The organism is Micrococcus sp. UYEF5, from assembly GCF_040546065.1.
Lineage (GTDB): Bacteria > Actinomycetota > Actinomycetes > Actinomycetales > Micrococcaceae > Micrococcus > Micrococcus luteus.
On sequence record NZ_JBEPNB010000001.1, the window covers coordinates 250,097 to 262,458 of the forward strand.

Below are 12,362 nucleotides of genomic sequence, written 5' to 3' on the forward strand. Positions count from 1 at the left end.
GTTCAGCGCGCGGCGTCCGGCCAGTTCCCGTCGAGCATCTGCAGGAACTCCCCCTCGGAGACCAGGGCGATGGCCTGCCCACGGTCCCGCCGGCGCAGGGCGTCCCGCGTCTTGCGGTGCGCCAGCGCCGTGGTCACGGCCTGCGGTGCCCCGTCCTCGGCGCGCGGGCGGTGCAGGTCCGCGGCCTCGAAGCCGTCCCCCACGACGAGCATCGTGGTGGCCGCGCCCACCCGGTTCGCGGTCTGCGCGCCGTGCGCGGCCGCGCGCGTCTTGGCACTCTGACGCGACATGCCGATGCCGCCCGTGAACACCACGGTCTGGCCGAACAGGGGGTGGCCCGGGTCGGCGGCCGGGTTCGGGAGCGGATTGACGCCCTCGTCCGGCCAGCGCATGAAGTCGGGCATGGCGCGTTCGTCCCGCAGCGGGACCCGCGCGTCGAAGACGCCCTCGGTACGCCGGGCCTGGCGGGTGGCCTTCGACTCGGCGCCCGATCCCGCCGCCCGGGGGGCGAGGACGCTGACGCTCAGCCCCTGGGCCCGCATCAGGCGGTCGACGCCGCGGCCGGCCGGCGCGTCGGTCAGCCCGGGCAGAATCTCCGCGTCGGCCGGCGGCGCCCCCAGCACGCGCCGGCCGATGTCCACGAGGATGGCCGCGCAGGCCTCGGCGTCGGCCAGTGCGTCGTGGTGGCGCCCCGGGGTGAACCCGGCCTCGCGCGCCGCGGAGGGCAGGGCGTACGAGGGCAGGTCGTAGACGCGGCGCGCCAGCACCAGGGTGCACACGAACTCCAGGCCCGGCACGTCCCGGCCGGAGACCTCGAGGCCGGACTCGATGACGCCGACGTCGAAGCCCGCGTTGTGCGCCGCGAGCACGTCCGTCCCCACGAAGTCCGCGAGCTCGTCGTACACCTGCGCGAACCGGGGGGCGTCCAGGACGCGGTCCTCGGTGATGCCGTGGATGCGCACGTTGCGGGGATCGAACCGGTCGAAGCCGACGGGCGGACGGATCAGCCACTCGGCACGGTCCACCATGACCCCGTCCCGCACCCGGACGGCGCCCACGGCGCACGGGGAGCCGCGGAAGCCGTTGGCGGTCTCGAAGTCGATCGCGGTGAAGTCCAGCCCCGGCACGGGGACGCGCCCGCCGCTCACGGGCGCGCGTCGAGCGCGTCCACCAGGTAGGGCAGCAGGGCGCGGAAGGCGTGCCCCCGGTGGCTGATCGCGTTCTTGTCCTCGGGGCTCAGCTGCGCGGTGGACACGTCCCGGCCCTCGGGCCGCAGGATCGGGTCGTAGCCGAAGCCGCCGTCCCCCACGGGCTCGCGCAGCAGCGTGCCGGGCAGGCGGCCGTGCTCGACGTGCTCGACGTGGATGGCCCGGGCGCCCGCGGCGTCCGGGCCGCTGGGGACCGCGAGCGCGGCGGCGCACACGAACTGGGCACCCCGATGCTCGTCCGGCACGTCGGCCAGCTGGGCCAGCAGCAGCTCGAGGTTGGCACGGTCGTCCCCGTGGCGCCCGGCCCAGCGGGCCGAGAAGATCCCGGGGGCGCCGTGCAGCACGTCCACGGCCAGACCGGAGTCGTCCGCGACGGCGATCAGCCCGGTGTGCGCGGCCACGGCGCGGGCCTTCTTCAGCGCGTTCTGGGCGAACGTGACGCCGTCCTCGACGACGTCCGGGGCGCCCACGGCGCCCGCGTCCACCACCGCGGCCTCCACGTCGAGGCCGGGCACGGCGCCGGCGAGCAGCTGCCGCAGCTCGCGCACCTTGCCCGCGTTGTGCGTGGCGAGCACGATGCGGGCGCCCTCCGGCAGGCCCGCCGACGAGGAGGCGGGCGCGCTCACGCCCGGTCCTCCGTGGCGGCGGCCAGGGTCTCGGCCTGGATGCGGGCCAGCTCACCCGTGCCGATCAGGGCCAGGTCCAGCAGGGTGTCCAGCTCGGCGCGGGTGAACGGCGCGCCCTCGGCGGTGCCCTGCACCTCCACGAACTCCCCGGCCCCGGTGACGACCACGTTCATGTCCGTCTCCGCCTTCACGTCCTCCACGTACGGCAGGTCGAGGACGGGCACCCCGTCCACGATGCCCACGGACACCGCGGCGACGGAGTCCTTGAGGACGGCGGCGCCCTTGGCGAGGATCCCCTCGCGCCGCGCCCAGGCCACCGCCTCGGCGAGGGCGACGTAGGCGCCCGTGATGGCGGCGGTGCGGGTGCCGCCGTCGGCGTCGAGGACGTCGCAGTCCAGGACGATGGTGTTCTCCCCCAGGGCGGACAGGTCGATGACGGCGCGCAGGGACCGGCCGATCAGGCGGGAGATCTCGTGGGTGCGCCCGCCGATCCGGCCCTTGACGGACTCGCGCTGGCTGCGCTCGTTGGTGGCCCGCGGGAGCATCGCGTACTCGGCGGTGACCCAGCCGGTCCCCTCGCCCTTGAGCCAGCGCGGCACGCCCTCGGTGAAGGAGGCGGTGCACAGCACGCGGGTGTTCCCGAACTCGATCAGGGCCGAGCCCTCCGCCTGCCGGGACCAGCCCCGGGTGATGGTGATGGGGCGCAGCTCGTCGACGGCGCGGCCGTCCGGGCGGGGGGCGGTGGGGGCGGGAGAGCTCATGGCCTCCAGTCTAGGCACGCCCTCAGACGCCGTAGCTCAGCCCCGAGACGGCGACGGCCAGCGGGCCGTCGTACACCGCGCGGGCCTCCTGGACGGCGCGCTGCGGATCGTTCCACACCGGCAGGTGTGTGAGCAGCAGCTTCCGGGCCCCGGCCTGCGCCGCCGTCTCGCCGGCCCGTCGGCCGGTCAGGTGGACGCCGTCGATGCCGTCGTCCCGGCCCTCGTGGAAGGCGGCCTCGCACAGGAACACGTCCGCGTCCCGCGCGGCCTCGACGAGCCCCTCACACGCGTCGGTGTCCCCGGAGTAGGTGAGCACGCGGGTGGTGACGTCGCCGTCGTCGTCGACGCGGTCCACCTCGACCCGGATCGCGTAGGCCTCGTCGATGGGATGGCGCACGGGGACCGGGGTGAACCGGAACGGACCGAGCCGCTCGGTGCGGCCGGCGGCCCAGCACCGGAACTCGAAGTCCTGGTGCATCCCCGGCTCGGGGTCCATCCCGTACGCCTCGGCGATGCGGTCGGCGGTGCCGGCGGGTCCGTAGACGGGCAGCCGGCCGCGGTCCCAGCCGGCCGGGTTCCAGCGGATGGCCACGTGCATCCCGCACAGGTCCATGAAGTGGTCCGGGTGCAGGTGAGAGAGCAGGATGCCGTCCAGGTCCTCGAGCTCGACGTAGCGCTGCAGCACGCCGAGGGCGCCGTTGCCGAGGTCCAGCAGGATCCGCCATGTGCGCGGGGTGACGCCGTCCTCGGCCACGCCCTCGGCGGTGAGGAGGTAGCACGAGGCGGGTGAGCCCGGGCCGGGGAAGGACCCGGAGGCCCCGATGATGGTCAGCTTCACGTCACACCCTCCTGCTCGGCGCCCAGCCGCACGAAGGCCGTCGAGCGCGTCGGGACCGGCGCGGCCGCGGGGCGGGGCGCGCCGATCGTCTCCAGGCGGCGCACGGACTCGACCTCGGGTCCGAGGAAGCGGCGCGCGAGGGCCTGGAAGTGGTCGGGGTCGCCGGTGGCGGCGAAGCGGTGGCGGGTGGCCTGGCCGGAGCCCGCGGCCGAGTGGGGGTGCTCGAGGCCGAGGCGGACCAGTTCCCGGTAGAGGTCCTTGGCGGTCTCCTCCGCGGAGGAGACGAGCGTGACGTCCTCCCCCATCACGAGCGAGAGGGCGCCGGTCAGCAGCGGGTAGTGGGTGCATCCCAGCACGAGGGTGTCCACGCCCGCCGCGCGCAGCGGGGCCGTGTACTCCCGGGCGGTCTCCAGCAGTTCGGGGCCGGTGGTGATGCCGGCCTCCACGAACTCCACGAACCGCGGGCACGCGACCGAGGTGATCTCGAGGTGCGGGGCGGCCGAGAACGAGTCCTCGTAGGCGCGGGACCCGACGGTCGCCTCGGTGCCGATCACGCCGATCCGGCCCGTGCGGGTGGCGGCCACGGCGCGGCGCACGGCGGGCTGGATCACCTCGATCACGGGGATGCCGTGGCCTCCCGTGTAGCGCTCGCGGGCGTCGCGCAGCACGGCGGCCGACGCGGAGTTGCACGCGATCACGAGCGCCTTGACGCCGCGCGCGACGAGCTCGTCCATGATCGCCAGGGCGAGGGCCCGTACCTCGGCGATGGGCCGCGGGCCGTACGGCGAGTGCTCCGTGTCGCCCACGTAGAGGATGGACTCGTGGGGCAGCTGGTCCATGATCGCCCGGGCCACGGTCAGCCCGCCCACGCCCGAGTCGAACACGCCGATCGGCGCGGCGGCGTCCACGGCGGCGCGCTGGCCGCTCACTGCTCGTCCTCCGCGTCCCCGGCGCCCGGCGCGGACTCGTCCGCGCCCTCGGGCAGCTCGCTGAGCATCTCCGTCATGAGCGTCTCCAGCAGCCACGAGGTGAAGTTGTAGAGCAGGGCCATGGTGGACTCGACGTCCTCCGCGCTGCGCCAGTCGTCCACGGCGTGCACGCGGGCGGCGTCCTCCTCGGTCTCGACGCCCAGGCGGGCGGCCAGGACGAGGCGCACGTCGTTGAGCGCGCGGCCGAAGGCCGGCGCCTGGTCGTGCGGCACCTCCACGCGCGTCGAGCGCAGCAGCTCGAGGGCCAGGCGCGCGTCCGCGAGCTTCCCCTCCGACAGGGCGTCCTCGGTCAGGGCCCGGTGGGCGCCCTGTTCGGCGGCGCCGGCCTGGGGCATCGCATCCGGCAGGAGGCGTGCGACGGCCGGGTCGGTGGGGGCCGAGCGCTGCGGCTCCGGGTCCTGGCTCAGGTGCAGGCCGGAGACCAGCCCCCAGAACGCGGCGTCGGACGCGTCCAGCCCGGCCACGGGGCCCGCGTCCTGCGCGGCGGACACGGACGGCGGCGCCGCCGGGGGATCTTCGGGCGTGTCGACGCCGTCCTCGGCGGCCGGGGCCTCGGCGGGGTCCGCCTCGGCGGGGCGCACGTCCGCGCGTCGGCCCTCGAGCAGGGCGACGACGTCCCTGACCAGCCCGCGCAGCAGGCGCACCTCCGGCAGCTCCAGCTGCGCCGTGTACCCCCGCCGCGTCCAGCGGAACCGTTCTGCCATGCCCCTCCTCAGTCCTCCGCCTGCTCCAGCGTGGCCCACAGACCGTAGCCGTGCATCGCGCCCACGTGCAGCTCGGCCTTCTCCTTGGTGCCCGTCGCCACCACGGACCGGCCCCGCTCGTGGACCTCGAGCATGAGCCGCTGCGCCTTGGCGGCGGAGTAGCCGAAGTGGGTGCGGAACACGTAGGCGACGTAGCTCATCAGGTTCACCGGGTCGTTCCACACCACGACGTTCCACGGCCGGTCCCGGGCTGTGTCCTCGTGAGGCCGCTCCAGCAGGGCGGTGTCGGTGGCGCCGGCGGGGACGGACTCACCCGGCGCCGGACGCACGGCGCGCGGCGCGGACGGATCGTGGCGGGTCAGCACGGACATGCGCCCCAGTGTACGAGGCGGGCGGGCCAGGACCGGCCCCGCCACGGTCCACTAGGGTGGGCGCGTGAGCCAGAACCCCGTGCCCAGCGCCCCGCGGACCGCCGACGACTGGCAGATCCCCACGGCGCTGATGACCGACCACTACGAGCTGACCATGCTCCAGGCCGCGCTGAAGGCCGGCACCGCGCACCGCCGCTCCCGCTTCGAGCTGTTCACCCGACGCCTGCCCAGCGGCCGCCGCTACGGCGTGGTGGCCGGCGTGGGCCGCGCGCTGGAGGGCCTGTCCCGCTTCCGGTTCGACACGCCCGAGCTCGACTTCCTCGCGGACACCACCGCCCTCGACGACGCCACGCTGGCCTGGCTCGCCGACTACGAGTTCACGGGCGACATCGTGGGCTACGCCGAGGGCGAGGCCTACTTCCCGCATTCCCCCCTCCTGCAGGTGGAGTCGACGTTCGCCGAGGCGTGCATCCTGGAGACCTACCTGCTCTCCATCTACAACTACGACTCCGCCGTGGCCTCCGCCGCCTCCCGCATGACGGCCGTCGCGGACGGCCGCCCGTGCGCCGAGATGGGCTCGCGCCGCACGCACGAGGAGTCCGCCGTGGCCGCCGCCCGCGCCGCGGCCATCGCGGGCTTCACCGCCACCTCGAACCTCGAGGCGGGCCGCCGGTACGGCATCCCGACCGTCGGCACCGCCGCCCACTCCTTCACCCTGCTGCACGACTCGGAGCGCGCCGCCTTCGAGGCCCAGGTCGCCGCGCTCGGAGCGGACACCACCCTCCTCGTGGACACGTATGACGTGGAGCAGGGCGTGCGCACCGCGGTCGAGGTGGCCGGCCCGGCCCTGCGGAACGTCCGGGTCGACTCCGGCGACCTCGTGATCCAGGCCCACCGCGTGCGCGAGCTGCTCGACGAGCTGGGCAACACCGAGACCGGGATCATGGTCACCTCGGACCTGGACGAGTACGCGATCGCCGCCCTGCGCTCCGCCCCCGTCAGCTCGTACGGCGTGGGCACGCGCCTGGTCACCGGGTCCGGCGCGCCCACCGCCTCCATGGTCTACAAGCTCGTGGCCCGCCAGGACGACGACGGCACGTGGGTGGACGTGGCCAAGGCCAGTTCCGGCAAGGCCAGCCGGGGCGGCCGCAAGGAGGCCGCGCGCCGCCGCGACCCGCGGGGCCGGGCCACCGCCGAGGTGATCGGCGTCAACCGCAGCGCCGCGCCCGACGCCGACGACCGTCCCCTGCTGCACCGTTTCGTGCACGCCGGCGAGCTGGCCGAGGGCTGGACCGGCCCCGAGGCCGTCACCCGCGCCGCCGAGCGGCACGCCGCCTCCCTGCGCGAGCTGCCCGCCTCGGTGGGCCGCCTGCAGCCGGGCGACCCCGCCATCCCGACCATCTTCCTGGAGGACTGACCCATGGAGAACCTGAACCGCGCCCTGGTGATCGTGGACGTGCAGAACGACTTCTGCGAGGGCGGCGCCCTCGGCGTGGCCGGCGGCGCCGCCGTCGCGGCCGGGGTCAGCGAGCACCTGGCCGAGCACGCGGACGCCTACGCGGCCGTGGCCGCCACGCGCGACTGGCACGTCGACCCGGGCACGCACTTCGCCGCGGCCACCGGCGCCGAGCCGGATTTCCGCACCACCTGGCCGGTGCACTGTGTGGCCGGCACCGCCGGCGCCGAGCTGCATCCCGACCTGGACGCCGAGCACCTCGACGCCGAGTTCCTCAAGGGCCTGCACACGGACGCCTACTCCGGCTTCGACGGCGCCCTCGGCGAGCCCGACGCCGTCCCGACCGGGGCCGCGGGCGAGCGCCCCTCCGGGACCGTCGGCCCGTACGGGGCCACCGCCGTGGCCGCGGCCGCCGTCGAGTCCGGCGCCCCCGGCCTCGACGAGTGGCTCCGTGAGCAGGGCGTGGACGCGATCACCGTGGTGGGCATCGCCACGGACCACTGCGTGCGCGCCACCGTGCTCGACGCCCTCGACGCCGGCTACGAGGTCACCGTGCTGACCGACCTGGTGGCCGGCGTCGACGAGGCGGCCGCCCAGGCCGCGCTCCACGAGATGGAGGCCGCCGGGGCCATCCTGGCGACCTCGTGAGCGGGTGCGGCCCCGGCGGGCGTGCCGGAGCCGGTCCCCGACGTCGACGAGGAGAGCAGCCATGACCGACTCCCCCATCGCCGCAGACCGGGACGGCATCCGCTACCTCTCCGGGGCGATCCCGGCCGCCGACGATGTCCGCGCCCTCTACGACGCCGTGGGCTGGTCCGCCTCCACGGGGGACATGGACACGCTCATGGGCGGGCTGCAGGGCTCGGCCACCGTGGTGACCGCCTTCGACGGCGGCCGACTGGTCGGTCTGGCCCGCGTGGTCTCCGACGGACACACCATCGCCTACCTGCAGGACATCCTCGTGGATCCGGGGCACCAGCGCCGCGGCATCGCCTCCGAGCTGCTGCGCCGCGTCTTCGCGCGGTTCGGCCAGGTGCGTCAGCACGTGCTGCTCACGGACACCGAGGAGCGTCAGCGCGCCTTCTACGAGGCCCATGGATTCCGCGAGTCCCATGACGTGGAGGGCGACGAGCTGCGCGCCTTCGTGCGCTTCCAGTCCCGGGACGGCTGAGCCCGGCGCTCAGGCCGACACGGCCTGCCGCTCCCCCCGGGCGGGGGCGGCGGTGAGATCGCCGAGCCGCTCGGCCTCGTGCGGGCCGGGCTTCATGGCGCGCAGCGCGTTGACGATGGCCACGACGTCCACGAGCTCCTGGAACAGCGCGCCGACCAGAGCCGGGATGGCGCCCGTGGCGGCGATGACCATCAGGACCAGGGAGAGCGCGATGCCGACCCAGATCGACTGCGTGGCCACCTGCAGGGTGCGCTGGCCGGCGGCCACGGCGACGGCGACCTTGGAGACGTCGTCGGCGAGCACCACCACGTCGGCGGACTCGGAGGCGGCGGTCGAGCCGCGGGCGCCCATGGCCACGCCCACGTCCGCGGCGGCGAGCACGGGGACGTCGTTGACGCCGTCGCCGACCATCATCACCGGGCGCTCAGGGCGCTCGGAGAGCAGGCGGACCTTGTCCGCGGGCAGCAGGTCCGCGTGGACCTCGTCGATGCCCGCCTCACCGGCGATGTGCCGTCCGGTGGCCTCGGCGTCGCCGGTGAGCATGAGGACCCGGCGTGCGCCGAGGCGGTGGAGCGCCTGCACGGTGGCGGCGGACTCGGGGCGGATGCGGTCGGCCAGCAGCAGGACGCCGGCGAAGGCGCCGTCCACGGCCACGTAGACGGCCGACTGACCGGGGGCGAGGTCGGCGGTGACGGTGTCCGGGGCGGCCTGCGTGACGTAGGCGCGCTTGCCGACGACGACGCGGCGCCCCTCCAGCACCGCGACGACGCCGTGGGTGGCCTCCTCCGTGGCATCCTGCGCGGTCGCCAGGGACAGCCCGCGCTCCTCGGCCGCCGCGCGGATGGCGTCGGCGAGCACGTGCACGGAGTACTGCTCGGCGGAGGCGGCCAGGCGCAGCAGCTCGTCCTGGGCGAAGCCGGCGGCCGGGCGCACGCCGACCAGCTCGGGGCGGCCGGCGGTGAGGGTGCCGGTCTTGTCGAAGCCCACGGTCTGCACGGAGCCGAGGGCCTCGATGGTCCCGCCGGACTTCACGATCACCCCGGACGTGGCGGCGCGGGACATGCCGCCGAGGAAGGCCACCGGAGCGGCGATGAGCAGCGGGCATGGCGTGGCCACCACGAGCACCTCGGCGAAGCGGACCGGGTCCTGGGACAGCCACCAGGCCAGGCCGGCGATCAGGTAGGCGACGGCGGTGAACGGCACGGCGTAGCGGTCGGCCAGGCGCACCATGGGGGCGCGGGACTCGGCCGCCTGCTGCACGAGGGAGACGATGGCCGCGTACTGCGAGTCGGCCGCGGAGGCGGTCGCCTCGAGCACGAAGGCGCGGGTGCCGTTGAGCGCGCCGGACATCACGGCCGAGCCGGTGCGGTGCGTGACGGGCAGGGACTCGCCGGTCAGGGAGGACTCGTCCAGGTCCACGGCGACCTCCCCGCCGTCCTCGGCGGAGGCCACGGTGCCGTCCACGGGAAGCACCTCGGCGGGACGCACCAGGAGCCGGTCACCGGGACGCACCTCCTCCACCGGCACGTCCTCCACGGAGCCGTCCGGGCGCAGTCGGTGCGCGCGCTGCGGGGCGCGGTCCAGCAGGGCGGACAGATCCCGCCGGGCGCGGCCGGCCGCGTAGTCCTCGAGGGCCTCCCCGCCGGTGAGCATCAGGCAGACGAGCACGGCGGCGAGGTGCTCCCCCACGAGCACGGTGGCGACGATCGCGGTGACGGCGAGGACGTCCACACCCCAGTGCCCGCGCATGAGGTCCCTGACCATGCCGACCGAGGTCCACGCGGCCACCACCAGGGCGTACGCCGAGGCGATCCAGCGCGCGGGATCCTCCGCCCCCGCCAGGTGCAGGCCGAGGGTGAGGGCGACGACGACCAGTGTCGCGAGCACCCACGGGTACCGCGCGGCGAACCCGAGGACGGCGGGGCGCGACGACGACGGGGACGGGGCGGACACGGGCATGGCGACTCCTGACATCGTGCCCCCATTCCAGCCCGTCCCCGTGCCGGGTGCCAGCCAGGGGAGGCGAACCTCAGCCCGCGAGCGCCCGCCGCGCTCCCGACGGACCTCAGGTCCGGCCGACGAACCACCCGCGCAGGGTGCTCAGCCGCTTCTCCAGCTGCTCGCGGGAGGCCTGGGCCACGGCGGGGCCGCCGGAGATCTCCCGCAGGCGGTTGTGGATCACCCCGTGCGGCTGGCCGGAACGGGCCGCCCAGGCGGACACCGTCTTGGACAGCTCGGAGCGCAGCTCCTTCATCCGCCGGTGGTCCACGACGTCGGCGGGCTCGGCCGCCTGCGCACGCGGCCGGCGCTGGATCTGCTCGGCCTGCCGCTGCCGCAGCAGGGCGGAGACCTGCTCGGCGTCCAGCAGGCCCGGGATGCCGAGGAAGTCCTGCTCCTCCTCCGAGCCGACGGCGCCGCCGAGGCCGAACTCGCCGCCGTCGAAGAGCACCTTGTCGAAGCTCGCCCGGGACTCGAGGGCCTCGAACTTCTCCCGCGTCAGCGCGTCCGAGCCGCTCTCGGCCCGGTTGGCCTCCGCGATGAGGTCCTCCTCGGGGGCGTCCTCGAGGTCCTCGACCTCGACGGCGCCCTCCTTGCGGTCCAGCGCGTGGTCCCGCTCGAGCTCCATCTCGTTGGCCAGCAGCATGAGCGCGGGCACGGACGGCAGGAACACCGAGGCGGTCTCCCCACGCCGGCGGGAGCGCACGAAGCGGCCCACGGCCTGGGCGAAGAACAGGGGCGTGGATGTGGACGTGGCGTACACGCCCACGCACAGGCGGGGCACGTCCACGCCCTCGGACACCATGCGCACCGCCACCATCCACCGCTCGTCCGACGCGGCGAACTCCTCGATGCGATCCGAGGCGCCCTTGTCGTCCGAGAGGATCACGGCCGGCCGCTGGCCGGTCAGCGCCTCGAGCTGCGCGGCGTACGCGCGCGCGTCCTGGTGGTCCGTCGCGATCACGAGGCCGCCGGCGTCGGGCACGTTGCGGCGCACCTCGCTGAGCCGCCGGTCGGCCGCGCGCAGCACGGACGGGATCCACTCGCCCGCCGGGTCCAGCGCGGTGCGCCAGGCGGAGGCGGTGATGTCCTTCGTGGCGGCCTCGCCGAGCTGAGCCTCCATGACCTCGCCGGTGGAGGTCTTCCAGCGCATCTGCCCGGAGTAGGCCATGAAGATCACCGGGCGCACCACGTGGTCCCGCAGCGCCGGGCCGTAGCCGTACGTGTAGTCCGCCTTCGACCGCTCGATGCCGTCCGCACCGAGTTCGTAGCGGACGAAGGGGATGGAGGCGGTGTCCGAGCGGAACGGGGTGCCGGTCAGGGACAGACGCCGCGTGGCCGGCTCGAACGCCTCACGGATGCCCTCGCCCCAGCTCAGGGCGTCGCCTCCGTGGTGGATCTCGTCCAGGATCACCAGCGTCTTGGCGGCCTCGGTGCGGTTGCGGTGCAGGACGGGCTTGTTCGCCACCTGGGCGTACGTCAGCGCCACCCCGCGGTACTCGGCGCCGTGCCGCCCGTCGGCGTTCTTGAAGTTCGGGTCGATGGCGATGCCCACGCGCGCGGCGTTGTCCGCCCACTGGCGCTTGAGGTGGTCCGTGGGCGCGACGACGGTCAGCCGCTGCACGACGCCGGAGTCCAGGAGGATCTTGGCCACGCGCAACGCGAACGTGGTCTTGCCCGCGCCGGGGGTCGCGACCGTCAGGAAGTCCTGCGGCGCGCTCTCGAGATAGCGCTCCAGCGCCTCCTGCTGCCACTGGCGCAGCTTGGGGGCCGTCCCCCACGCCGCGCGCTCGGGCATGGCGGGGGGAAGGTCCTCGCCGATGTGGAACAGGTCGTGCTGGACGCTGCCGTCCGGGGTGCCGCTCGTCAGGGAGCGGCCGTCAGCCACGGCCGCGGCCTCCGAACCAGCCACCGCGCTTGCCGCCGCCGTCGCCGTCGCCGCCGTCCTGCGGCTCGCGCAGGCCCTCGTAGATCTCCTTGCACGTGGGGCACACGGGGAACTTGTTCGGGTCCCGGCCCGGCACCCACACCTTGCCGCACAGGGCGATCACGGGGGCACCGGTGACGGCGGACTCCGTGATCTTCTCCTTGCGGACGTAGTGGGCGAAGCGCTCGTGGTCGCCCGGCTCGATCTCCTGGCGCAGCTCCTCACGCTCGAGGACGGACGTGCCGCCGCCGGCGGGCGCGAAGGGGTCGTTCAGGTCGGGTTCGCCGGTCACACTCATGCGGGCCAGTCTAGC

Annotated in this window: 13 protein-coding genes; 3 read left to right on the forward strand and 10 right to left on the reverse strand. The window is 74.9% G+C overall.

Annotated features, from left to right (window positions below):
- Positions 1-2 precede the first annotated feature (2 nt).
- From ABIB16_RS01205 to clpS, 7 genes are read right to left on the reverse strand one after another with little or no spacing between them, the layout of a single operon-like run.
- The gene (locus ABIB16_RS01205) at positions 3-1,148 is read right to left on the reverse strand and encodes a 3'-5' exonuclease (protein ID WP_069941943.1); all 1,146 of its coding nucleotides are present in this window, start codon (positions 1,146-1,148) and stop codon (positions 3-5) included.
- The gene (locus ABIB16_RS01210) at positions 1,145-1,834 is read right to left on the reverse strand and encodes a non-canonical purine NTP pyrophosphatase (protein WP_044659188.1); all 690 of its coding nucleotides are present in this window, start codon (positions 1,832-1,834) and stop codon (positions 1,145-1,147) included. The genes ABIB16_RS01205 and ABIB16_RS01210 overlap by 4 nt, the downstream gene beginning before the upstream one ends.
- Positions 1,831-2,595 (reverse strand): ribonuclease PH, encoded by a 765-nt coding sequence (rph, locus tag ABIB16_RS01215; protein ID WP_036382145.1) that lies wholly within the window; start codon positions 2,593-2,595, stop codon positions 1,831-1,833. The genes ABIB16_RS01210 and rph overlap by 4 nt, the downstream gene beginning before the upstream one ends.
- Positions 2,596-2,617: 22 nt before the next feature.
- The gene (locus ABIB16_RS01220; RefSeq protein ID WP_069941944.1) at positions 2,618-3,433 is read right to left on the reverse strand and encodes an MBL fold metallo-hydrolase; all 816 of its coding nucleotides are present in this window, start codon (positions 3,431-3,433) and stop codon (positions 2,618-2,620) included.
- Positions 3,430-4,362: a glutamate racemase gene (murI, locus tag ABIB16_RS01225; protein ID WP_049145229.1), complete on the reverse strand. Its 933-nt coding sequence runs from the start codon at positions 4,360-4,362 to the stop codon at positions 3,430-3,432. Before murI ends, ABIB16_RS01220 begins: the two co-directional genes overlap by 4 nt.
- Complete coding sequence (locus tag ABIB16_RS01230) at positions 4,359-5,126, reverse strand: DUF2017 family protein (protein ID WP_069941945.1); 768 nt, start codon at positions 5,124-5,126, stop codon at positions 4,359-4,361. Before ABIB16_RS01230 ends, murI begins: the two co-directional genes overlap by 4 nt.
- 8 nt (positions 5,127-5,134) lie before the next feature.
- A complete protein-coding gene (gene clpS, locus ABIB16_RS01235) occupies positions 5,135-5,497 on the reverse strand; it encodes an ATP-dependent Clp protease adapter ClpS (RefSeq protein ID WP_002857236.1) in 363 nt (120 codons plus the stop codon).
- 64 nt (positions 5,498-5,561) lie between these two features.
- On the opposite strand from clpS, the gene ABIB16_RS01240 reads away from it, so the two are divergent.
- From ABIB16_RS01240 to ABIB16_RS01250, 3 genes are all read left to right on the forward strand, one after another.
- Positions 5,562-6,914 carry a nicotinate phosphoribosyltransferase gene (locus ABIB16_RS01240; RefSeq protein ID WP_010079001.1) on the forward strand — a complete coding sequence of 451 codons (1,353 nt, stop codon included), beginning with the start codon at positions 5,562-5,564 and terminating at the stop codon, positions 6,912-6,914.
- A 3-nt stretch (positions 6,915-6,917) separates the two neighbouring features.
- The gene (locus ABIB16_RS01245; RefSeq protein WP_049145233.1) at positions 6,918-7,601 is read left to right on the forward strand and encodes an isochorismatase family protein; all 684 of its coding nucleotides are present in this window, start codon (positions 6,918-6,920) and stop codon (positions 7,599-7,601) included.
- 61 nt (positions 7,602-7,662) lie between these two features.
- On the forward strand, positions 7,663-8,124 hold the full coding sequence (locus ABIB16_RS01250; protein ID WP_159833055.1) for a GNAT family N-acetyltransferase: 462 nt from the start codon (positions 7,663-7,665) through the stop codon (positions 8,122-8,124).
- Positions 8,125-8,133: 9 nt separating this feature from the next.
- Here the strand turns inward: ABIB16_RS01250 and ABIB16_RS01255 are convergent, their stop codons facing one another.
- The 3 genes from ABIB16_RS01255 to ABIB16_RS01265 all read right to left on the reverse strand — a co-directional run bounded on the left by ABIB16_RS01255 (position 8,134) and on the right by ABIB16_RS01265 (position 12,347).
- Positions 8,134-10,083: a heavy metal translocating P-type ATPase gene (locus ABIB16_RS01255; protein ID WP_159833053.1), complete on the reverse strand. Its 1,950-nt coding sequence runs from the start codon at positions 10,081-10,083 to the stop codon at positions 8,134-8,136.
- 106 nt (positions 10,084-10,189) lie between these two features.
- Positions 10,190-12,010 carry a DEAD/DEAH box helicase gene (locus ABIB16_RS01260; protein WP_159833051.1) on the reverse strand — a complete coding sequence of 607 codons (1,821 nt, stop codon included), beginning with the start codon at positions 12,008-12,010 and terminating at the stop codon, positions 10,190-10,192.
- Positions 12,003-12,347: a DUF3039 domain-containing protein gene (locus tag ABIB16_RS01265; RefSeq protein ID WP_010079007.1), complete on the reverse strand. Its 345-nt coding sequence runs from the start codon at positions 12,345-12,347 to the stop codon at positions 12,003-12,005. The genes ABIB16_RS01260 and ABIB16_RS01265 overlap by 8 nt, the downstream gene beginning before the upstream one ends.
- Positions 12,348-12,362 lie beyond the last annotated feature (15 nt).